The organism is Parvimonas parva, from assembly GCF_045866535.1.
Lineage (GTDB): Bacteria > Bacillota > Clostridia > Tissierellales > Peptoniphilaceae > Parvimonas > Parvimonas parva.
In genome coordinates, this window is record NZ_AP038371.1 from 1,360,375 (window position 1) to 1,382,800 (window position 22,426).

A 22,426-nucleotide genomic window follows, 5' to 3' on the forward strand; every position below is an offset into this window, starting at 1 on the left:
AGAAAAAATCTTGTTTAGCATTATCTATGCTATTATTAAGCACTTGTTCTGCATCGGCAAAAAAAGAGGCTGAGGCTCCTAAGAAACAAGTTAAAACTCAAGAAAAAAAGATAGAGTTAAATTACCTACTCAAGGTATGATGGCTGTTACTTGGTACCAAACATCTGCTGAATAAAAAGATAAACTTAGAAAATCAGCTTTAAAAGTATTTAATATAGAAAAAACACTGTTGAAGAATATAAGTAGAAAAAAATATTACAATTTTACAAAAAAAAGATAAAAAAAGAGAGACTGTGTAAAATTTTGTGTATAGAAACCTCCTGATTAGGGTAAAGAAAAACTAATCAGGAGGAATTTTTATGCCAAGAAAGAGATCAGAAACAAAATTAAACAAAATTTCTAAGATGTTAATCGAAGAATATCAACCGGAAACAGTTCAAGATCTACAAGATGCTTTAAAAGACCTTTTAGGTGATACAATGGAGCAATTATTAAAAGCAGAATTAGATGAGCATTTAGATTATGAATATGGAGAAAAACCACTATCATTAAATACTAGAAATGGTTCAAGTAAAAAAACAGTTAAATCATCATATGGAAATATAGATTTAAATATTCCTAGAGATAGAGAAGGATCCTTTGAGCCTCAGGCATTAAAAAAATACGAAAAAGACATATCAAACATAGAAAATCAAATAATATCAATGTATGGAAAAGGTATGACAACAAGAGATATATCAAGTCACATAAAAGATATTTATGGTTTTGGGATATCAGAAACAATGGTGTCAAAAATAACAAATAAAATTCTACCAACAATAGAAGAGTGGCAAAATAGACCATTAGAAAAAGTCTATCCTATGGTGTTCTTAGACGCTATACACTATCATGTAAGAGAAAACAACATAGTAGTCAAAAAGGCAGTATACATTGCCCTAGGCTACAATCTAGAAGGCTTTAAAGAAATACTAGGAATGTGGGTAGGAGAAAATGAATCAAGCAAATACTGGCTCTTAGTATTAAATCAACTAAAAGAAAGAGGTCTTGAAGATATCCTAATAGTTTCAACAGATAACCTACCAGGATTTAGCCAGGCTATAGAAGCAGTATACCCAAAAGCAGAAATTCAAAAATGTATAATCCACCAAATAAGAAACTCAACTAAATATGTGTCATACAAAGACATCAAAGAGCTGATGAAAGACCTAAAAGCAGTATACAAAGCACCAACCGAAGACTTAGCATTAACAAATCTAGGAATCTTTGAAGAAAAATGGGGTAAAAAATACCCAATGTGTGTAAGTTCTTGGAAAAACAACTGGACAGAATTATCAACATATTTCAAGTATCCAGAAGGAATAAGAAAGCTAATATACACAACAAACGCCATGGAAAACTTCAATAGGCAACTAAGAAAAGTAACGAAAAATAAAACCATATTTCCAAATGACTATGCCCTACAAAAAAGTCTGTATTTGGCAATGGTAGATGCCTCAAGCAAGTGGACAAGTAGAATTCGTGGTTGGGATCAAATCTTATCGCAATTATCAATATTTTTTGAGGGGAGGTTTTAGATAAGTTAAAAATAGAGTATAAAATTAGCTGCAAATTTTTAAAAAATTTGACAGTTTATTAAAGTTGTGTTAAATTAAGACAAGCTCCATTCCTATAGGAATGGACAAACATTGATACATATAAAAATGTATCAACCCTTACCCTTGTGTCAGGATTTAGGTTGATACACAAAATTATTTACAGACCCAAAAAAGAGCGCTAGTTAAAACTAACACTCTTTAATTTTTTTACAGCATAAATGCTTTGTATGCTTTGTAACTCATATAAACGTCTATTTTACTTGTAACTTCGTAAGGTGAGTGCATACTTAATGTAGCAGGGCCTGCATCTAAAACTTCAGCGCCATATTTTGCAAGTAGTAGAGCGATTGTTCCGCCACCACCTTGGTCAACTTTACCAAGTTCTGCAGTTTGCCATATAACTTTATTTTCTTTGAATACTTTTCTAACTTCTGCTAAAAATTCAGCATTTGCATCACTTGAACCGAATTTTCCACCGCTTCCAGTATATTTGCAAATTGAAATACCTGAACCGATAAATGCAGAGTTCATTTGTTCACTAACATCCGCAAAGTCAGGATCAAAACCTGCTGCAACGTCTGCAGATAATACTTTAGAATTCTTTAATGAACGATTAACTTTTAATTGGCAAAATTCTCCTTCAAGATTTACAAGTTCAGTCATTGTATTTTCCCAGAAATATGATGCCATTCCTGTATTACCCATTGAACCTATTTCTTCTTTATCCATGAATAATCCACAAGCTGTTCTCTTTGGATTTTCAATTTCAAAAATAGCACGCATTGTTGTAAAAGCACATACTCTATCATCTTGACCATAGCTTAAAACCATTGATCTATCAAGTCCTAAATCTCTTGCTTCTCCTGCCGGTACAATTTCCAATTCTGCAACTCTAAAATCTTCTTCTTCAAAATTATATTTTTCTTTTATCAATTTTAGAACATTTTCTTTAACAGCATCTTTTTCAGTATCCTTTAAAGGCATATTGCCCATTAAGATATTCATTTGTTCTCCAACAAGAGCCTCACGAGCTGTTTTAGCTAATTGATTTTTTGACAAGTGAATCAATAAATCTGTTACACAAAATACTGGATCGTCTTTATCTTCTCCGATATGTATATCAATTTTTTCTCCGGCAGAATTGTAAACAACCCCATGAATTGCTAGAGGAATTGTTGCATATTGATATAATTTAACTCCACCATAATAATGAGTTTTCATTTTTGTTAAATTATTCGCTTCATACAAAGGATTTTGTTTAACATCTAAACGTGGACTGTCTATATGCGCCCCAACGATATTTAGTCCATTTTCTAAAGGTTCAGTTCCCATTACAAAAAGAGCAACTGACTTATTTTTATGATTTAGATAAAATTTATCTCCGGCTTTGAATTTTTCCCCTGTTTTGTAAAGTTCTTCTAAATCTCTAAAGCCTTTTTCTTTCGCTTGACGAATAATTTCTGTACAAGCAAGTCTTTCTGTCTTTGCAACTGTCAAAAACTTTTTATAGTCTTCACAGAAATCAAAAACTAAATTTTTTTCTGCATCTTCAATTTGTAACCATGCACTCTTGTTAGTCATATTCTTCCTCCTAAAAATTATTTGCTTATTTATTATATCATATTTCCATTTTAATAAATTTAAAAAGGTAAATATGATGAAATAAATATTCTTTTACACAAGAATCGTAAATTCATATTTATTTTAACATATTTATAGTGCCATAAAAAGCATTTTTATTTCTAATTTATCGTAACTTTTCCCACTTCGCAAATTATCTTCATATTCGGCTCTTCTCCATGATAATTTCCGCCACTACTTTGCATTCCTGTAAATGAGTCGCCAAACATTTTAACCTTTCCCATTTCAACTCTATAATCGTAATAAATTTCACCACTCATTTTATCTACATCCAAAGTTGCATTTCCTGCATGAACTGACAGCTTAAACATTTCATCATATTCAAGACTTCCTTTAATATTCCCTGCATTTACAACAACATCAAAATATTCAACTTCCATATCATTTAAAGTAACATTTCCGGCATTTATTTCCAATTTGAAATTTTCAAGCTCCAATTCATTCATCTTGATATTACTTGCATTGATTTCTCCACTAATTGTAATATCATCAGGCACACAAATCACAAGAGTAGAATCTTTAATGAACTCATCATCTATTTTAATTCCGTTTTTATTAACTTTTCCAACCAAGCCTTTATTGTAAATCTTTAACTTATCTCCTTTCTTTTCGCAGAAAAGTTTTGTTCTCTTTACATTTTTTGCCTTTACTCTGACAAGCTCATCATCGCTTCTCTCAAATTTTACATTTAATGTATTTAAGTCAATATCTATATAATCAATACCCTCAAAAAAGGTATCCATATTTTCATTTGAATAGTCCATTTCATCCTCATCATAAATTTCATAATCATCTTCACTAGGTTGATATTTAACTCTAACATATTTTTTAGCATATTTTCCCGGATTATTTGAAATATCTCTTACCAAAGTTCTATATAAAAACTTTATAAGCCATATAAAGGCGTAAAGCAAAATTATAAAGCATAAAACTCTAAAGCCCCAGTTAAATACGGAAGTAATATTAAAAACTATAGAAAACGGTAGAGTGAACAGCGAAATAAGTAAACCTATAATCGAAAAAGTAACCCATAACGCAAAACAAACAATAGCAATAACAAAAATTGGAACTAAAACAGGGAATGAGAAAATCCCAAGACCAACCAAAGACAACTTTTTCCAAAAACTACTTTTCTTTTTGCCGTTGTTCTTACTCTTCTTTTCCTCCATTTCAATATCATCAGCTAAAATTTCCATTGCAATTTTTCTTGGATTTCCAAAACTGCTTGGCACCTCGTCATCAAATCCTATACCTTGCTCATCAAACATTTCATTGTAAAAATTTTCTACATTTTCTCTTTCATCTTTTGAAATGTTTTTTAAATAAGACATAAGTTTTTTCATAAAAGTTCGTCTATTCATCACTACCTCCAATAATCTGATTTACCTGTTCAACATATAAATCCCATTTTTCTTTATTAAAAATCAAAACATCTCGTCCCACTCTAGTTATACGATAGTATCTTCTATTACGACCGTCAAAAGAAACATCATAACTCTCCAAAAGTCCACCCTTTAAAAGCCTTCTCAAGACAGGATACAAAGTTGACTCTGAAATTTCAATAGTCGCCATAAGTTTTTGAGTGATTTCATAACCATAAGTATCTCTTCGATTAACTATCGCAAGAACACAAAAATCTAAAATTTGCCCTTGTATCGAAAACATAATTGCTCCTTTCTAAAAATCTATTATTAACTTATCTATATTATATAGTGTATAATATATAAAGTCAATATATTTTTTAAAATTTTGCACAAAAAAACTGCTACCAAGGGTAACAGTTTTAAAATTTAAATTAAAATTAAAATAATTCTAACAATTTATCAACATCTTCTTCTTTTGTTGACCAGTCAGTAACAAGTCTAATGATTGTATGATTGTCATCATATTTTTCTCTAAAGCTAAATACAACCTCTTTCAAAAGCTCTTCAACTTTTTCATTTTCTAAAATAGGAAATTGTAAATTTGTCGGAGATTCAAAGTAGAATTTGTATCCCTTTGCTTTAAGACCAGCTTTTAGCTTTTCAGCCATATCAATTGCATGTTTACCTGCTTTAAAATACAAATCATTTGTAAAAAATTCATCAAATTGTGCTCCTGTTACATAACCTTTTGCAAGTAATGCTCCATGAGTTTTTATAAAAGTTGAAAAATGTTTTTGACAATTTTCTTTTTTATAAACAAGAGCCTCTCCAAACAATGCACCAAGTTTTGTTCCACCTATGTAAAACACGTCGCATAATCTTGCTATATCAGCCATTGTAACATCTGTTTCTCTTGCTGAAACTCCATAACCAAGTCTTGCTCCGTCTAGGATAAAAGGAATTTCATATTCTTTACAAATAGAAGAAATTTTTTCAAGTTCAGCTTTTGTATATAATGTTCCATATTCTGTTGGGTGAGAAACATAAACAGCTCCCGGATAAACAGAATGAGTTTGTAAATCATCATTATAAAAACTTACTAAATAATCTTTTAATTCATCTGGATTCATCTTACCTTGATGTTGAGGAATTGTTAAAACCTTATGTCCGGTATGTTCTATCGCTCCTGCCTCGTGAGTACTTATATGTCCAGTAGTAACAGCTACAACACCCTCATAAGCTCTTAAAATAGAATTTATCATAACAGCATTAGTTTGAGTTCCACCAACTAAAAAGAAAATTTCCAAATCATCTCTTTCACAAACTTTTCTTATCTTTTCTCTAGCACTCTCACTAACTTTATCACAACCATAACCGGATAATTTTTCCAAATTAAGCTCCCCAATTCTCTTTAAAATTTCCGGATGCGTTGCCGTTGAATAATCGTTTTCAAAGAATAACATATCTTTCCCCCTAATAAATAATTGTAAAATACACAGCATTAATATTATAAAACAAAATATAAAAATTGTAAATAACAATGCTGTTTTTTTATCAATTTTTATTAGAAAATCCAAAAACTTTGCTTTATACTTTTAAAGTTGAAAAAACTTTATTAGAGTGATATAATATGAATAACTTTATGAAATAGAGTTATTATATTTCATTATAGTTACATTAATTCAGTTATCAAAAAGAAAAATATAATAAAAAAATATAAACGAGGTGATTTTATGAAGGTACTTATTGTAGGTAAAGGTGGTCGTGAACACGCAATGTTAAAGGCTTGCAAAAAAAGCAATTTGGTTGAAAAAATTTATGTTCTACCGGGAAATTGTAAAATGGAAGATGCGACAAGAGTAGATATTGATATGTATGATATTGAGGCAATAAAAGATTTTGCAATAAAAGAAAAGATTGATTTAACTTTGGTAGGCCCTTCCGATGTATTGGCTCTTGGAATAAAAGATGAATTTGATAAAGTAGGTTTAAACATTTTTGCTCCGACTAAATCTGCTACAAGAATCGAATCAAGCAGGTATTTTACTAAACAACTTATGGAAAAATTAAAAATTCCTACAACTAAATATGTTGTATTCACAGACAGAGAACAAGCATTGAAATTTGTTTCAACTCTTGAAAAATTCCCTGTAACCATAAAAATCGACTCTTTATCAAAAAATTTGGGCATTTTTATTGCAAGAAGTAATAAAATGGCAAATGATATAGTAAATGAAATATTTGACGAAAATGAAAATTCAAAGATTTTAGTTGAAGAATTTGTTATGGGTAAAGAATTTTCAATTTTTGCATTAGTTAAAAACGAAAAAATTTATCCTTTACAAATAGTTAAAGACTATAAGAGAACTTCAGACAGCGAGGACGGAGAGCATACTGGCGGTATGGGTGCTTGTAGCCCGGTTGCTAAAGTTACGGATAATGAAATAGAACAAGTTGTTGAAAAAATTTTAAAACCGATGGCTAAGTCAATGTACGAGGACGGTTACGGTTTCGAAGGATTTTTATATGGAGAAATTGTAATCGCACAAGACGGAATAAAAGTTTTAAGCTTTAATGCAAGACTTGGCGATCCTGAGGCAGAAGTTTTACTTCCTAGATTAAAATCCGACTTCGTTCAAAATATTCTTGACGTAATGAATGACAAAGAACCTGAAATAGTTTGGAGCGATGATGTTTGCATCGGAGTTGTACTTGCATCAAACGGTTATCCTTCAAAAGAAAAATGTCAAGATAAAATGAATCTTGTTCCTGTCGATAATGACATTTGTTTTATGGGAATTGAAGAAAAAGAAGGAGAAGTTTTTGCTAAAGGCGGAAGAAATTTAATCGTAACTGCAATGGCAAAAGACTTTGAAACAGCAAGAGAGCTTGCATATAAAGACATAGAAAAACTAAAAACAGATTCATTCTTTTACAGAGAAGATATTGGTAAATTTTAAAAAACAAAGGTACGCTAAAAATTTTGCGTACCTTTTTGTTTTATTGATTTTCTACAAATCTTTCGATGTATTCTTGGTAAGTCATAAGTCTATCTTCAAATACATTTTCTTCGATGTGTATAATTCTGTTTGCGATTGTATTCATAAATTCAGTATCATGACTTGCAAATAAGATATTTCCCTTAAATGCTTTAAGTCCGTTATTCAAACTAATGATGCTTTCAAGGTCTAAGTGATTTGTCGGTTGGTCAAGAATTAGAACATTTGAATTTTTAAGCATCATATATGATAGCATCATTCTAACCTTTTCTCCCCCGGAAAGTTTTTGTGCCGGTTTTAAGGCATCATCTCCTGAGAATAACATTCTTCCTAAAAATCCTCTGATATATATTTCAGATTGTTCTGTTGAATATTGTCTTAACCAATCAATTAAATTATAAGGAGTATCTTTGAAAAATTCCGTATTATCCTTTGGAAAATATGACCTTGAAGTCGTAACACCCCATTTAAAGTTTCCACTATCAGCTTCCATTTCTCCTGATAAAATTTTAAAAAGTGTTGATATAGCTAATTCATCACCGATAAAACCGATTTTATCATTTTTATTAACCATAAACGAAACTTTGTCTAGGACAAGTCTTCCTTCAATGGTCTTTGAAATTTCATTTACCTCTAAAATTTGGTTTCCAACTTCTCTTTCCATTTCAAAACCAACGAATGGATAACGTCTTGTTGATGGTTGTATATCCTCAATTTGAATTTTATCAAGTAATTTTTTACGGCTTGTAGCTTGTTTTGATTTACTCTTGTTAGCAGAGAATCTTGCGATAAAGTTTTGTAATTCCTTAATCTTATCTTCTTTTTTCTTGTTTTGGTCTTTTATCATTTGTGCCATAAGCTGACTTGATTCATACCAAAAATCGTAATTTCCAACGAAAATTTTAATTTTTCTAAAATCAATATCCACCATATGAGTACAAATATTATTTAAAAAATATCTATCGTGGCTAACCACGATAACAGTTCCTTCATAATCCATAAGAAAGTTTTCAAGCCATAAAATACTCTTAATATCTAAGTCGTTTGTAGGTTCGTCAAGGATTAAAATTTCAGGATTTCCAAAAAGTGCCTTTGCAAGTAAAACTTTAACTTTTTCCTTACCGGAAAGCTCACTCATCTTGCTTTCATGTAAATTTGTTCCGATTCCAAGTCCTTGAAGTAATGATGAGGCATTAGCCTCTGCACTCCAACCGTCCATATCTGCAAACTCAGCCTCAAGTTCAGACGCTAAAATTCCGTCCTCATCTGAAAAATCCTCTTTTGCATAGATAGCCTCTTTTTGTTTTATGATTTCCATTAAACGTGCATTTCCCATAATTACAACGTCAATAACTTTTTCATCTTCAAACTTAAAGTGGTCTTGTTCTAAGAAACTCATTCTAGTATTCGGTTTTATGGAAACAGAACCTGTATCAGGCTCAAGCCTACCTTCTAAAATTTTTAAAAAAGTAGATTTTCCTGCTCCATTTGCTCCAATTACTCCGTAGCAGTTACCCGGAGTAAAAGATAAATTTACATCATCAAAAAGCTTTTGACCTTGAAAACTTAAACTTAAATCTATTACATTTATCAATTCATTCACCTCATAAAAATATTCATTTTGTTAAATTAACACAAGGCTAATTGTAACATATTTCGTGTAAATAAGCAAATAATTTGATATTAATTTTAAAAAAACAAATAGGATAAAGTTAAATTTTTTTTAAACTTTGACTTTATAATTTCCCACAAAAAAAACGAGCCTTTAAGGCTCATTTTATCTACATAACTGATTCTGCAACAAATTTTAGTATGAATAATAAAGCTAAGATATAAACAACGGGTGAGGCCTCTTTTCTTCTTCCTGAAACTAATTTTAATATGGCATAAGAAACTATACCAAAAACAATTCCGTTTGCGATTGAGTATGATAATGGCATCATAATAATTGTTAAGAAAGCGGGTAATGCTTCTGTATAATCTTCAAAGTTAATTTTCTTAATTCCTGTAATCATAAATAATCCTACTACGATTAAAGCAGAAGATGTTGCATAAGTTGGAATAACTGCAAAAATTGGTTGGAAGATTAAAGCTAGTAAGAAAAGACAAGCTGTAACGATAGCTGTAAGTCCTGTTCTACCACCTTCAGCAACCCCTGATGCACTTTCAACAAATGTAGTTACTGTTGATGTTCCAAGTATTGCCCCAACTGTTGTTCCGATTGAGTCGGCGAAAAGTGCTTGTCTTGCTTTTGGAAGATTTCCGTCTTTGTCTAGCATATCAGCTTTTGATGCAACTCCTACAAGAGTTCCAACTGTATCGAATAAGTCAACGAATAAGAATGCAAAAAGCGCTACAAACATTTCTGTTGAAAAAATTTTACTAAAATCAAATTTCATAAAAATTGGTGCTATGCTTGAAGGCGTTCCAACAACTGCTTTTGGAAGTTCAGAAACTCCACAGATGATTGATACAACAGTTGTAGCAAGCATACCAAATAAAATAGCTCCGGGAACTTTTTTTACAAGTAATAAAATTGTAAATAAAATACCAAAAATTGTGATTAATGAAGTTGCACTTGTAATAACTCCTAAATCTAGTGGTATTCCCTTTCCTTGTTTAACGAGTCCTGCTTGATATAAACCTAAAAACGCGATGAAAATACCAATACCTGCACTAACTGCTTGTTTAAGTGAATAAGGCATAGAATTTACAATCATTTCTCTAACCTTTGTAAATGTTAAAACTAAAAATATAATACCTTCTAATAAAACAGCTGTTAAAGCAAATTGCCAGCTATATCCTCTACCAATTACGATTGTATATGCAAAGTATGCGTTCAAGCCCATGCCAGGAGCCAATGCAAAAGGATAATTTGCACAAAGACCCATTATAACAGTTCCGATGAATGATGCGATAGCGGTAGTTGTGAAAACTGCTCCCTTATCCATTCCTGCCTCAGATAAAATTGTAGGGTTTACAACTAATATATAAGCCATAGTCATAAAAGTAGTAATACCTGCTAAAATTTCTGTTCTAACGCTTGTTTTGTGTTCTTTAAGTTTAAAAAACTTTTCCAAAAATGTACTCATAAGTCCTCCTAAATAAATTTTTTTCATAAAAACAAAAATAACTCTTAAAGAAATTAAAATCCAAAAAACAAATGCCCAGAAAGTAGGCTTCAAGCGAAACCTACCTTCTGGGCTTTTCTCCCTTAGGTGTAGTGCAAAGCACCTGCACAGCTTGGTCCAGCAAGAAAAATCTTCGGAACCCTATGTGCACTTTCTCTTTTGAGTTATCAATATTACTCTAATATGATAACAATAAATAGATATTTTGTCAATACATTATTTATATAAATCTGGTATTTTAAAAGATTTTATGTTAATATAATAGTTAATAAATAGTTAAGGAGATTTTTATGTTTAATCCGATAAAATACGAAGGAACTTTAGGAGAACAATATTCCTATTTAATAAGAGATTTATATGAATTATGTAATCAAGAAACAAATACAATTGCAAATTTATCAAATGCAGTTGCACTTCTAAATTTTTTCTTAGAAGATATAAATTGGGTAGGTTTTTACATTTTAGAAGAAGAAAGCGATAATTTAGTGCTTGCACCTTTTCAAGGACTTCCTGCTTGTGTTAGAATCAAAGTAGGAAATGGAGTTTGTGGAACAAGTGCAAGTCTAAAAAAGACTTTGAATATCGAAAATGTTCATAATTTTGAAGGACATATTGCTTGCGACAAAAAAAGTAATTCTGAAATTGTAATTCCGATTTTTAAAGATGAAAAACTTTTTGGAGTTTTAGATATTGACTCCCCTATTTTTAACAGATTTTCAAAAGAAGAAGAAACTTACCTTGAGGCATTTGTTAAGCAACTAGAAACTCATATTTAAGGAGGTTGTTTTGAAAAAATTTTTAAAACTTATCATATTTTTAGGACTATGTATAATTGTTTTAATTCAATCTTTAATTTTTCATTCACAAAAAAATAATATGGATACTTTTGAAAATTATGTTTTTGTTCTCGGAGCAAAAGCAAACAACGGAAAACTTTCAAAAACTTTAATTTCAAGACTTGATACAACCGTTGAATACTTAAACAAACACAAAAAAGCCAAAGCAGTTTTATGTGGTGGCACAGAAAAAGGAAATGAATTTTCTCAAGCTGAATATATGCAAAAATATTTGCTACAAAAAGAAATCGAAAAAGAAAGACTAATCGTAGAACCAAATAGCAAAAATACTTTTGAAAATATAAAATTCGGGCTTGAAATGTTGGATAAAAAGCCAAATGAAATTATGGTAATTTCTTCAAGTTATCATTTGTTTAGAGCTAAACTGATTTTTCATAGATTTGGAATTTTAGCAAAGACAGTTCCTGCAAAAACTCCAACAAATTCAATTCTTATATCATATACAAGAGAAACTCTTGCCGTTATAAAGACATTTTTGTTTGATAAACCTACAAATGAAGATATAGAAAAACTGCATCAAAAAAACAGATAATCCCCGTTAAAACTACGACTTGTATATTGAAAATTTTTTTGAAAAATTTTTTAAAAAAGTGTTGACAAAGCAAAATAAAAGTTGTATAATATACAGGTAATCGTAACGGGGTGTAGCGCAGTTTGGTAGCGCACGTGGTTTGGGACCATGGGGCCGGGAGTTCGAATCTTCTCACCCCGACCAATTCTTATGAGTTTTCTCATAGGAATTTTTTTTTGCAAATTTTCTAGCCCAACTTCGTTGACTTGTCAACAATAGTGTAGCCGTAGGGTCATATTGAGCGTAGGGTTAGCGTAGCAAATGTGTCGAAGTATCTTCATTCATGCTACTTTAGTTACCTTTAGTCAATTTTATTTTATAAAAAAAGTAATTTTAATGTGTTTAGTATAACAAAAATATAAAGGAGATATAAAATGAATTTAGAAAAAACTACAAAAATCGGAGAATTAACTCAAAAATATCCAAAAGTTAAAAACTTTTTAAAATCTTTAAGTGAAGAATATAAAAACCTTGATAATGAAGAACTTTTTGAAATGATAAAAGACATTACAACACTTGAAATGATTGCCATAAAAGGTAGCTTTGAGTTTGAAGATTTAAAAGAAAAAATAGAAAATTTTATTAATGCCTAAGCACTAAAAAAGAGAAATGAAAAAAATCATTTCTCTTTTAGTTTATACTCTCTAAAAATTTACAAATATCTATATATACTTTCTCTTTATCGATTTCGTTTAATATTTCGTGGCGCATTTTAGCGTAAAGTTTTAATTTTACATTCTTTATGCCAAGCTCTTTATACATTCTGTAACTCTTTAAAACGCCTTTCCCATATTCTCCAACAGGGTCAGCTTTGCCTGAAATAAAAAGTATGGGTAAGTCTTTTCTCACCTTTTGAACATTATTTTTATCAGACATTTCTTTTATCAAAGTCATTAAATCCAAATAAAATTTATTCGTACAAAGAAAACCGCAATTTTTATCCAAAATATAGTCCTCAACAACTTTTTCATCTCTTGAAAGCCAATCAAAATCAGTATTTTTATCCTTTATTTTGGAATTATATCCCTTAAAAGCAAGTTTATTTACAAATTCACTCTTTTTAGTTGCCCCTCTTGAACTGAATATTCTAGCTAACAACATAGCTATTCTATGTTTCATTCCATAAATTCCGGTAGTCCCACAAATGATTGCTCCGTCAACTTGGTCAGAGTATTCATTTAAAAAATTTCTAACGATTATAGAGCCCATACTATGACCAAAAATTACAATTTGCCTACCGGGAAATTCATTTTTTATATACTTATTAAGTGCATAGACATCTTCAACGAGTTTTATATTCCCTTTTTCATCAGCAATATGCCCTTGAATTTCATCATATTCTACACTTTCTCCATGTCCTCTATTATCCATTCCAAAAGTTTTTATTCCTTGCTTTTCTAAAAATAAAGCAAAGTCTTTATATCTCTTTATATGCTCAGCCATTCCGTGACAAATCTGTAAAATCATTTTAGGATTCTTTAAATTTTCAGCAAAGTCAACACAATGCAATCTCTTTTCATCAATACTAGAATATATGTAAAACTTCTTCATAAAACACCTCTAACCATATGATACCTTTATTTTACCACAAAACCTTTGAAAAATACAGTTTTATAAAAATTTATTTAAAACAAATAGTTAAATAGAGTACCACGCTTTAAGATAACACATAAAAAAAACTCATTTCTAGTAAACTAAAAATGAGTTTAAAAACTAAAGCGCTTCTGCGTGATATGAACTTCTTACTAATGGTCCTGAATTTACTCTTAAAAATCCCATTTTAAAAGCTATATCTCTATATCTGTCAAATTGTTGTGGGTGAACATACTCTTTAACAGCGATATGGAATTTTGTAGGTTGTAAATATTGTCCAACTGTTACCATATCACAGTCAACATCTCTAAGTGCTTGGAATACTTCCACAACTTGTTCTTCTGTTTCTCCAAAGCCAACCATAAGTCCTGATTTTGTTTTAAGTCCACATTCTTTTGCATATTTTAAAACTTCTAAACTTCTTTGGAAGTTTGCAGCAGGTCTTACTTTTGGATAAAACGCTGGAATTGTTTCAACATTGTGGTTTAACACGTCAGGTCTTGTTTCATAAATTATATCCAAAAGTTCTTTTCTTCCTGACATATCCGGTATTAAAAGTTCTATTGTCGTTTTTGGATTATATTTTCTAACTTGTCTTACAACTTCGGCGAATTGATGCGCACCTTCGTCTGGAAGATCATCTCTGGTAACTGACGTTACAACAGCATGTTTTAATTGTAGGATTTGAACTGCTTTTGCCAAATTTTCCGGTTCGTTTAAATCAATCGGGTCAGGCGTATGTCTTGTTACGTTACAAAATGTACAATTTCTTGTACAGTTTCTTCCAAGAATCATAAAAGTTGCAGTTCTTCTTGAATAACATTCCATTTTGTTTGGACAATTTGCTTCGTGACAAACAGTATGTAATTTCAGTCCTTCAACCATACTTTCAACATCTGATGTATTTTTATCTCCCTGAATTTTTAATTTTAACCATTCAGGCTTTCTCATTATTTCTGCTTTTTTTCTTAGCATATAGCACCTCTTAAAATAATTTAATTATGTCGCCAATAAAAATTTCTTTATCCATTGACTTAATATATCTATCAATTTCAATATCTTTAAGTGCCTCTGCAACCGACTCTTTAGAACATTGAACACCTCTTAATATACTACATAATTCATCTATACCCAATTCACTAAAAAAATCTCCCTCAATAGAAATATCTTTAATTTTATCATCTTCAACATCAAGCCCTATCTCAACAACACCGCAAGAATATTTTTCAGCTTTTCTATTCTTCTTTAGCGAGCCGTTTCCGTAGTTCCATTCCTTTGTTGCAAAAAGAGAATCACGAATTTCGTAAATTTTTTTCATCTCTTCTTCGGTTAAAATTGTAGTATTTGTAATTTCATATTCCCCTTTTATGTATTCGATAGCTTTATCCATAAAAGTTTCAACGTCCATATCAACCATATCTCCGATAAATCCAACCCTTGACCTAACTGATTGAACGGCTTTTCCTTTAAATTTTATATCTCTTGATTTTAATGAATTTGTCAAATTATATAAATTTGCTTTAAATAAAAATGTTCCGTGATGTAATATTTTTTCTTTATTTTGATATTGAGCATTTCCACTTACCTTTGCTCCGTCTATCTGAATATCATTTCTTCCAGTAAATTCAGCATTAAGTCCTAGAGAATTTAAAAAGTCAACAACAGGCTTTGCAAATTTTTTAAAAGAAGAATCTACATCTTCTCCTGTTTTTTTAGTGATAAAACTATATTGCATATTTTCCTTATCGCAATATATCGCACCACCGCCTGATAATCTTCTAATTACATCCATATTGTTTTCGTTTGTAAAGTCCAAATTAACTTCCAAGTCAATATTTTGATACCTTCCAATCAAAATACAAGGTCTATTTCTCCAAAGCATAAAAATATCTTCATCATAATTTTCCATTAGATAAAGCTCTATAGCGTGATTTAACGCAGGGTCAAAATTGTTATTTTCAACAAAAATCATATCATCTCTCCATAAAATTAAATTTTTTAAATCAAATATATTTTACCACAAATTAGAATATAAAAATAGTCCTAAAGCAAAAAGGAAAATCATTTTGATTTTCCTAAATTTTTAAAAACTTTTTTAAATTTTGTAAAATTACTATCGCAACCAAAACTACAATACCGGTTAAAACCATTGTTCCACCAGGTTTTAAACCTCTATAAAATGAAATTGTAATTCCTGAAATTGTAAATATCGTTCCAAACAAAACAGAGTAAATAACTGTTTGAAGATAAGATTTTGAAAGCCTTAAAGCACAAGCAACAGGCACAACCATAAGTGATGAAACCATTAAAACCCCAACAGTTCTTGATGCAATAGAAATTGTTAAAGAAATTAAAAATGTAAAAACTATATTAACAGCTTGAACTTTAATTCCTGCAAGTCTTGCTCCAACTTCATCAAACGAAACATATAAAAGCGCCTTGTATAAAACTACAAAAGCCACCATAACAACTAAAAATACAAGTGTAACAAGAATGACTTCAAAGTCGCTTATCGCAACAATACTACCAAATAAAAAGCTGTTGAAATTGGCAGCACCCTTTACAAAATCAGAAAGCACTGCTGCAAGTCCAATCCCCAAACTCATAATTATAGCAGTTGATATGTCCGAATTTTTTGGAAAATATCTTCTCATAATTTCTATGGAAAAACTTGCAACCGCACAAGATATTATCGCCGTTATAATTGGATTAACTCTAAAGATAAGTCCGATTGTAACCCCTGCAAGAGAAACGTGAGATAGAGCATCTCCTATCATAGAATTTCTCTTATTTACCATAACAACCCCAATGCAAGGTATAACAATGGATAACATAATTCCAACTAAAAAAGCTCTTCTCATAAATTCAAGTTGAAACATTATCTCACCACTACTTTCTTATCTTTTATTTCCACAACTTTTGTAACATTGTCCTTCATAATCTCAAGCTCGTGAGTTACAAGTAAAATTGTAATTCCATGTGCGTTGTTAAGATGATTTAAAATCTTAAAAAGTTGTTCTTTACTCTCTTTATCTATTCCTGTCGTAGGCTCGTCAAAAATCAAAATCTTCGGATTGTTTATCAAAGACTTTGCAATCATAATCCTCTGTTGTTGCCCACCACTCATTTTATTTATCGGCGTATGTGCAAAATCAAGCATATTAACCTGAGCCAAAGCCCTCTTTGCAAGTTCAATATGTTTTTTTCTTGAAAATTTTAAAAATCCCATTTTATCATAAAGATTTAAGGTTACAATCTCCAAAGCCGTTATCGGGAAATTAGGTATGCTACTTGCATTTATCTGTGGAACATAACCGATTTTGTTCCAATCTTTAAAATTTTTAATATTTGTATTTGAAATAACAATTTCTCCGCTTGAAGGGGTAAGCTCTTTTAAAATCAGTTTTAACAAAGTAGATTTTCCACTACCATTTGCCCCGATTATAGCTATAAAATCCCTCTTTTGAATATCAAAAGAGAGATTTTCTAAAATGTTTACGCCTCCATTATAAGAAAAAGTTAAATCTTTTATAGAAATAATACTCTCCAAACCATTCTCCTATTTTGTAGCTTCAACTAAAGCCTTTAAATTTTCTTCCATCATTTTAAAATAGTCTTTATTTTCCTTAGCTTGTTCTTCAGTTTGACCTTCTATTGTATAAAGCATCTTAACTTGTCCACCAATTTCCTTTGCAATAGTTTCTTCAACTTTACTTTCACTAAGTTCTTCATAGAAAACATATTTTAAGCCCTCTTTTTTAGCTTGTTCAACGATTGATTTCATCTTTGCTAAATCCGGTTCTGATTCTGAATTCAAACCTTCGATTGCAATTTGTTTTAAACCATAATCATTGAAAAGATATGCAAAAGCCTCGTGAGAAGTTATGATTGACTTTGTTCTTGAATTTTTCAATTCATCAGAATATTTTTTATCTAACTCATCAAGTCTATTTTCAACCTTTTTTAAATTTTCTTTATAGTAACTTTCATTAGCCTTATCCATAGAAATAACTTGCTCGCAAATATTCTTTGCAACAACCTTCATATTTCTAAGACTTAACCAGATATGTGGGTCATATTTCCCATGACTATGATGCTTTTCTTCCTTTTCAGTCATCGGTTTTACAACGTCTTTATTTTCGCCTTTATTTTCGCCTTTATGTTCGTGTTCATGTTCATGTTCGTGTTCATGTTCATGTTCGTGTTCATGTTCGTGTTCGTGCTTATGTTCGTGCTCATGATCCTCACCTTCTTCATGATGATGCTCTGTTTCTAACAAATTAACACCCTTTGAAACCTCAACCAATTTTAAATCCGTAAGTGCTGATTTGAATTTTTCAGTCCAAGTTTCCAAGTTTAAACCGTTGACTAAAATAACACTACCTTTGTATAAGTCTTTCATATCCTTAGCGGTCGGCTCCCAATGATGAACACCTTGCCCATTTGGAATTAAATTTTTAACTTCCATTTTATCTCCAACAATTTCTTTTGTTACACTTTGCAAAGCATAAAATGAAGTATATATTGTTTGTTTTTCCTCTTTTTGCTTATTTTTTACATTATCTTTGCCACAAGCTGTAAAAAGTGATATAATAAGGGCAAAGGAAATGATTTTTGATAAGATTTTTTTCATAATCTACTCCTTTAAATTTTATTTTGTGAATATTTGCATTTGCAAATAAAACGCATTTACATAAACATTATTATATAACTATTTTAAACAAAAATCAAGCAAAGGAGTTTATTTATGAAAAAAGTTTTTTTGAAAATTTTAAAAGATAATGATTTAAAAATCACAAAAAACAGATTAGCTATACTAAAAGAATTACAAAAAAGAGAAGTTCCGACAACAGCCGAAGACATTTACAACGCAATCTCAACAAAAGACGAAAAATATAGCATATCAAGTGTTTACAGAGCATTAAATCAATTTTGCGAAAAAAATATTGCAAAAAAGACCGCAGAAATTGACGGAACAACATATTTCCAATTAAACAACGGACATATACATAGCTTGATTTGTGAAAAATGCAAAAAAATAATTCCGATAAATCATTGCCCGATACATAGCTTGATAGACGACATTGAAAGCAAAACAGAATTTATCGTAACAAGTCATCACCTAGAAATAAAAGGACTTTGCAAAAATTGTAGGGAAAAACTGTCAGAAGAAGAACTTGAAGAAATAAAACATTCAAAAGAAGAAGAAAAACATCATACACACACTTGTAAAGACGAACATTGCATATAAATAAAAATTTTTTTAAAAAAGTATTGACAAAAATTTTATAAACTGGTATAATATACAAGCATTGAAAAATGATAAAGTTTGGTGGGTGTGGCCTAGCTGGTTAGGGCGTCAGATTGTGGCTCTGAAGGTCATGGGTTCGAATCCCATCATCCACCCCATTTATGCAGGAATGGCGGAACTGGCAGACGCGCTAGACTTAGGATCTAGTGTCATTGACGTGGGGGTTCAAGTCCTCTTTCCTGCACCAAAGCTCGAGAAATCGAGCTTTTTTTGTGCTTAAATAAAAAAGAAAAAAACTAATTTCATTTTTTCCTTTCTCGCATTAAAAAAGCAACTATCATTTTTTGATAATTGCTTAATTTTTATATTTATTTTAATTTCATAATAAGAACTTTTAATCCGTTAGTCGATTCAAACTCTGGAATTAAAGAGAATCCAAAATTTTCATAAAAATTAATTAATTTAGGATTATCTTCACATTCAAGCCATACATATCTTGCACTGATTAAACTCTTAACTTTTAACAAAGTATTATAAGCTAAAGTTAACAATTCATTCCCACTTATAGCATTTCCATTTAAAACATTTGAGTAATTTTTTCCTAATTGTCCGATTAAATAGCTATTTATATAATAAGATCCATTCTCCAACTTTTCACCCTTTTTACATAATTTTCTTTTTTGACTATTTGATAATTTTCTATAATTTCTATCTCCAATAATTAGCTTTTTATTAGCTAAAGAAAAATATCCAACAAGGTTTGAATTTTTAAATACTAAATGAGTTGTAGAAATTGACGATTTTTCAAATTGTATAGCTTTATCATGTAAAAAGCATTCAACATCATTTATTTTATCTGATGGAATGCTTTTAAATGTTTTTAATATCTTTTCAGTTTCTGAATCTCCTAAACTATCTAAAAGGTCTTGTAGTAAAATTATTTTAAATTCCATACTACTTTTTAACAAACATCTTTCTTATATCTTCATTACTACTAACATTAGAAGATTTAACATTTACAACATTTGCCTTACTATCCTTGTCTAATGCTTTTAAAAGATTATCTACTGATTTTCTATTAAATTTCAATTCACTTGTAAAACTCTTTGTAGCCATATTAACCTCCTAACCCTACGTTTTTATTTTTTTTACACAAATAAGCTATCTAATGTACTTATATTATACCCTATAATTAGAAAGCTTTCAACACATTTTATAGTATATTTTGCACTTTTTGTGTAATATTTTTAATCACTCTCGCATTAAAAAAGCAACTATCATTTTTGATAATTGCTTTTTGTGTTACTATCCTTAACTAATAAGGCTTATTACATTTTTAATATACTTTCGGTTAAAACTTTTGAAAAATTTATTCCTTTTCGCTTACTTTTATGCTAAAATAAATATGAGTTTACGATTCTTGTGTAAAAGAATATTTATTTCATCATATTTACCTCTTTAAATTTATCAAAATGGAAATATGATATAATTATTTTAGTAAAGGAGTAATTATGAAAAAAGTCCGGAACATTGAAAAGACAGATTCTGATTTTAAAGATTATATTTTATTTGATATAGAAACGACAGGTCTTAGCAGAACTAAAGATTTTATGTATATGTTTGGAATTTGTGAAAAAAAAGGTAATGAGCTAATTTATTCCCAATATTATATCGAAGATGAGAGCGAAGAAAAAGAGCTTATTTTAAAAGTTACTGAAGTTTTAAATTCTAAAAAAGTTATTTCATATAATGGAGATAGGTTTGATTTTCCTTTTATTAGAAAAAAAATGGAAAAATACAATATTGCTCAAAATAGTTTTGAAAATGTGGATATTTATAGACAATTTCAAAAATTAAACTTTTTTCTTGATGAACCAAGTCTTAAAGCGATAAATTTAGGAAAAAGATTGGGTCTTGACGTTCACGACCATGTAAACCAAGAGGAAATGCCGAAAATTTTTCAAATGTATCAGGAGCTTAAAGACAAAGAAATGCTATCAAAGTTGATTTACCATAATTATATCGACCTTAAAGTTTTAAGCTACATTTATGAATACAAAAAAAATATTTTGGATAAAATTTTGACGATAAAAAACAAAAACTTTACAGGAACGATAAAAACAATTTATCTTCAAAAGAACAATCTTGTTACAAGGCTTACAAATACAGAAAAGAAAAACATAAATTTTCATCAAAAAAGCTACAATATAACAAGCAATTCTGATGAAATAAAAGTCGAATTGGAATTAGAAAACGGAATAATCGAAAACAATACAAAAGCAAAAGTCTTTAAATCAAAGTACGACAACAAACTCTTTAAAGACTCCAAAAACCTAAACGAAAATTTCATTCTAATCATAAAAGACAAAAAAATAATAAAAGAAAACTTACTTTTTCTACTAAATTTAATTTAAGAGAGCTTTAGGAGCATTCAGTTAGGGATTTATGGAAATAGAGTTAAATAGATAAGGAGAAAAAATGTTTATATTAGAACTATACCAAGATGGAATTAGCACAGAGCTAGGACTATTTGACACCATAGAAGAAGGAAGAAAATTTGTATCTCAACTTAAAGGATACAAATTTGAAGAGATAGGCGGATTTGAATACGAAACTATAAAGCTAGATTCAATCTCAGACTACATGGAACTAGAAATAAATGGCAACATAGTACCACTAACTAAGTTTATGTTTACAGAAGATGGCAATGTAGAAGTATATTGGAAAGAAATTCCAAACCTATCTAAAAAAGGAAAAGGAATCGTAGAAGGTGCAACTAGAGTGGATGCCTACACAGTAGCGAATTCAGATTTAAGAGAATATATCGAAGCGAGAGAAAATAATTATTTAGAAGTAAAGAAAAATCTAGAAAAGAAAGGCTACCAAGTAGAAAGAGCCTACTTCGGATCAGAAGACGGAGAAGCAATCCTATTTAGAAAAAAAGATTCAGAAGATTGGCACTTCTTAACCCATATGGATCCGGAATTCACAGAAAAATTTGATTTAGATGAATGTTTAGAAATGGTAGAAGAAGATAATTAAATCGAAAGCTAAAAGCCACCACTCGGTGGTTTTTTGTTTCTAAATTATATTTTTTAAAAAATAAAAAAGAGCGCTTTAGGAGCGTTCAGTTATGGATTTATGGAAATCAAAGTTTAACTGATGACCTTTAAGCGGTAAAAAAATAATGACCATACAAGAGTAAAAATGCTCCTGTGTGGTCGTTTTCTTGTGTTTAATTATATCAAGTATCAAAATGATATGTGGCTAATTTATTCTTGCAATTTAAGAAATTTTAGTCCATATTTTTTTATTTTAAAAAGTGCTATAAAAAACTTGACAATTATATATATATATATATATATAATGTATATATAATTAATAAAGAGATGTTTATTTTTAGCATTTATTGAAAGGAGAAAAA

At 30.0% G+C, this 22,426-nt stretch carries 22 protein-coding genes and 3 tRNA genes; 11 read left to right on the forward strand and 14 right to left on the reverse strand.

Annotated elements, in window-relative coordinates; all coding sequences use genetic code 11:
• Nucleotides 1–359 precede the first annotated feature (359 nt).
• Nucleotides 360–1,574 carry an IS256 family transposase gene (locus ACKTSI_RS06740; protein WP_407862556.1) on the forward strand — a complete coding sequence of 405 codons (1,215 nt, stop codon included), beginning with the start codon at nucleotides 360–362 and terminating at the stop codon, nucleotides 1,572–1,574.
• Nucleotides 1,575–1,802: 228 nt separating this feature from the next.
• On the opposite strand, the gene ACKTSI_RS06745 is transcribed toward ACKTSI_RS06740, so the two are convergent.
• The 4 genes from ACKTSI_RS06745 to ACKTSI_RS06760 all read right to left on the reverse strand — a co-directional run bounded on the left by ACKTSI_RS06745 (nucleotide 1,803) and on the right by ACKTSI_RS06760 (nucleotide 6,063).
• Nucleotides 1,803–3,176, reverse strand: a complete 1,374-nt coding sequence (locus tag ACKTSI_RS06745; protein WP_308577188.1) for an aminopeptidase — start codon at nucleotides 3,174–3,176, stop codon at nucleotides 1,803–1,805.
• Between the two features lie 161 nt (nucleotides 3,177–3,337).
• Nucleotides 3,338–4,597 carry a DUF4097 family beta strand repeat-containing protein gene (locus ACKTSI_RS06750; protein WP_407862765.1) on the reverse strand — a complete coding sequence of 420 codons (1,260 nt, stop codon included), beginning with the start codon at nucleotides 4,595–4,597 and terminating at the stop codon, nucleotides 3,338–3,340.
• The gene (locus ACKTSI_RS06755; RefSeq protein ID WP_407862766.1) at nucleotides 4,590–4,901 is read right to left on the reverse strand and encodes a PadR family transcriptional regulator; all 312 of its coding nucleotides are present in this window, start codon (nucleotides 4,899–4,901) and stop codon (nucleotides 4,590–4,592) included. Before ACKTSI_RS06755 ends, ACKTSI_RS06750 begins: the two co-directional genes overlap by 8 nt.
• 136 nt (nucleotides 4,902–5,037) lie before the next feature.
• Nucleotides 5,038–6,063 carry an aminotransferase class V-fold PLP-dependent enzyme gene (locus ACKTSI_RS06760; RefSeq protein ID WP_308577190.1) on the reverse strand — a complete coding sequence of 342 codons (1,026 nt, stop codon included), beginning with the start codon at nucleotides 6,061–6,063 and terminating at the stop codon, nucleotides 5,038–5,040.
• Nucleotides 6,064–6,333: 270 nt separating this feature from the next.
• On the opposite strand from ACKTSI_RS06760, the gene purD reads away from it, so the two are divergent.
• Complete coding sequence (gene purD / locus ACKTSI_RS06765) at nucleotides 6,334–7,560, forward strand: phosphoribosylamine--glycine ligase (protein WP_407862767.1); 1,227 nt, start codon at nucleotides 6,334–6,336, stop codon at nucleotides 7,558–7,560.
• Nucleotides 7,561–7,600: 40 nt separating this feature from the next.
• Here purD and ACKTSI_RS06770 read toward each other — a convergent pair whose 3' ends face one another.
• The gene (locus ACKTSI_RS06770; RefSeq protein ID WP_068474119.1) at nucleotides 7,601–9,193 is read right to left on the reverse strand and encodes an ABC-F family ATP-binding cassette domain-containing protein; all 1,593 of its coding nucleotides are present in this window, start codon (nucleotides 9,191–9,193) and stop codon (nucleotides 7,601–7,603) included.
• A gap of 187 nt (nucleotides 9,194–9,380) precedes the next feature.
• On the reverse strand, nucleotides 9,381–10,691 hold the full coding sequence (locus tag ACKTSI_RS06775) for an NCS2 family permease (RefSeq protein ID WP_407862768.1): 1,311 nt from the start codon (nucleotides 10,689–10,691) through the stop codon (nucleotides 9,381–9,383).
• 329 nt (nucleotides 10,692–11,020) lie between these two features.
• Here ACKTSI_RS06775 and ACKTSI_RS06780 point away from each other — a divergent pair, with 329 nt between their 5' ends.
• The 4 genes from ACKTSI_RS06780 to ACKTSI_RS06795 all read left to right on the forward strand — a co-directional run bounded on the left by ACKTSI_RS06780 (nucleotide 11,021) and on the right by ACKTSI_RS06795 (nucleotide 12,751).
• Nucleotides 11,021–11,506, forward strand: a complete 486-nt coding sequence (locus ACKTSI_RS06780; protein ID WP_407862769.1) for a GAF domain-containing protein — start codon at nucleotides 11,021–11,023, stop codon at nucleotides 11,504–11,506.
• Between the two features lie 10 nt (nucleotides 11,507–11,516).
• Nucleotides 11,517–12,119, forward strand: coding sequence for a YdcF family protein (locus tag ACKTSI_RS06785; RefSeq protein ID WP_068474068.1), 603 nt, complete (start codon nucleotides 11,517–11,519; stop codon nucleotides 12,117–12,119).
• Nucleotides 12,120–12,225: 106 nt separating this feature from the next.
• Nucleotides 12,226–12,302, forward strand: a tRNA-Pro gene (locus ACKTSI_RS06790).
• 230 nt (nucleotides 12,303–12,532) lie between these two features.
• Nucleotides 12,533–12,751, forward strand: coding sequence for a DUF1858 domain-containing protein (locus tag ACKTSI_RS06795; protein ID WP_407862770.1), 219 nt, complete (start codon nucleotides 12,533–12,535; stop codon nucleotides 12,749–12,751).
• Between the two features lie 37 nt (nucleotides 12,752–12,788).
• On the opposite strand, the gene ACKTSI_RS06800 is transcribed toward ACKTSI_RS06795, so the two are convergent.
• The 6 genes from ACKTSI_RS06800 to ACKTSI_RS06825 all read right to left on the reverse strand — a co-directional run bounded on the left by ACKTSI_RS06800 (nucleotide 12,789) and on the right by ACKTSI_RS06825 (nucleotide 18,384).
• Nucleotides 12,789–13,709: an alpha/beta hydrolase gene (locus ACKTSI_RS06800; protein ID WP_311526256.1), complete on the reverse strand. Its 921-nt coding sequence runs from the start codon at nucleotides 13,707–13,709 to the stop codon at nucleotides 12,789–12,791.
• A 162-nt stretch (nucleotides 13,710–13,871) separates the two neighbouring features.
• Nucleotides 13,872–14,726: a lipoyl synthase gene (lipA, locus tag ACKTSI_RS06805; RefSeq protein ID WP_068474057.1), complete on the reverse strand. Its 855-nt coding sequence runs from the start codon at nucleotides 14,724–14,726 to the stop codon at nucleotides 13,872–13,874.
• 10 nt (nucleotides 14,727–14,736) lie between these two features.
• Nucleotides 14,737–15,723: a lipoate--protein ligase gene (locus ACKTSI_RS06810; protein ID WP_407862771.1), complete on the reverse strand. Its 987-nt coding sequence runs from the start codon at nucleotides 15,721–15,723 to the stop codon at nucleotides 14,737–14,739.
• A gap of 103 nt (nucleotides 15,724–15,826) precedes the next feature.
• Nucleotides 15,827–16,630: a metal ABC transporter permease gene (locus ACKTSI_RS06815; protein WP_308577207.1), complete on the reverse strand. Its 804-nt coding sequence runs from the start codon at nucleotides 16,628–16,630 to the stop codon at nucleotides 15,827–15,829.
• A complete protein-coding gene (locus ACKTSI_RS06820) occupies nucleotides 16,630–17,301 on the reverse strand; it encodes a metal ABC transporter ATP-binding protein (RefSeq protein WP_407862772.1) in 672 nt (223 codons plus the stop codon). The genes ACKTSI_RS06815 and ACKTSI_RS06820 overlap by 1 nt, the downstream gene beginning before the upstream one ends.
• Nucleotides 17,302–17,310: 9 nt before the next feature.
• Entirely contained in the window at nucleotides 17,311–18,384 is a 1,074-nt protein-coding gene (locus tag ACKTSI_RS06825; RefSeq protein ID WP_407862773.1) for a metal ABC transporter solute-binding protein, Zn/Mn family, read from the reverse strand.
• A 114-nt stretch (nucleotides 18,385–18,498) separates the two neighbouring features.
• Here ACKTSI_RS06825 and ACKTSI_RS06830 point away from each other — a divergent pair, with 114 nt between their 5' ends.
• From ACKTSI_RS06830 to ACKTSI_RS06840, 3 genes are all read left to right on the forward strand, one after another.
• Nucleotides 18,499–19,002 (forward strand): Fur family transcriptional regulator, encoded by a 504-nt coding sequence (locus ACKTSI_RS06830; protein ID WP_311526253.1) that lies wholly within the window; start codon nucleotides 18,499–18,501, stop codon nucleotides 19,000–19,002.
• Nucleotides 19,003–19,083: 81 nt separating this feature from the next.
• Nucleotides 19,084–19,160: transfer RNA gene (locus tag ACKTSI_RS06835), tRNA-His, on the forward strand.
• Between the two features lie 5 nt (nucleotides 19,161–19,165).
• A tRNA-Leu gene (locus ACKTSI_RS06840) sits at nucleotides 19,166–19,249 on the forward strand.
• Nucleotides 19,250–19,370: 121 nt separating this feature from the next.
• Here ACKTSI_RS06840 and ACKTSI_RS06845 read toward each other — a convergent pair.
• Nucleotides 19,371–19,970: a GNAT family acetyltransferase gene (locus tag ACKTSI_RS06845; protein WP_407862774.1), complete on the reverse strand. Its 600-nt coding sequence runs from the start codon at nucleotides 19,968–19,970 to the stop codon at nucleotides 19,371–19,373.
• The gene (locus tag ACKTSI_RS06850; protein WP_288980679.1) at nucleotides 19,957–20,118 is read right to left on the reverse strand and encodes a hypothetical protein; all 162 of its coding nucleotides are present in this window, start codon (nucleotides 20,116–20,118) and stop codon (nucleotides 19,957–19,959) included. The genes ACKTSI_RS06845 and ACKTSI_RS06850 overlap by 14 nt, the downstream gene beginning before the upstream one ends.
• A gap of 395 nt (nucleotides 20,119–20,513) precedes the next feature.
• On the opposite strand from ACKTSI_RS06850, the gene ACKTSI_RS06855 reads away from it, so the two are divergent.
• Together ACKTSI_RS06855 and ACKTSI_RS06860 are read left to right on the forward strand one after the other, a co-directional pair.
• On the forward strand, nucleotides 20,514–21,416 hold the full coding sequence (locus ACKTSI_RS06855; protein ID WP_407862775.1) for a ribonuclease H-like domain-containing protein: 903 nt from the start codon (nucleotides 20,514–20,516) through the stop codon (nucleotides 21,414–21,416).
• A gap of 64 nt (nucleotides 21,417–21,480) precedes the next feature.
• The gene (locus ACKTSI_RS06860; protein ID WP_407862776.1) at nucleotides 21,481–22,044 is read left to right on the forward strand and encodes a hypothetical protein; all 564 of its coding nucleotides are present in this window, start codon (nucleotides 21,481–21,483) and stop codon (nucleotides 22,042–22,044) included.
• The last annotated feature ends 382 nt before the right edge of the window (nucleotides 22,045–22,426 follow it).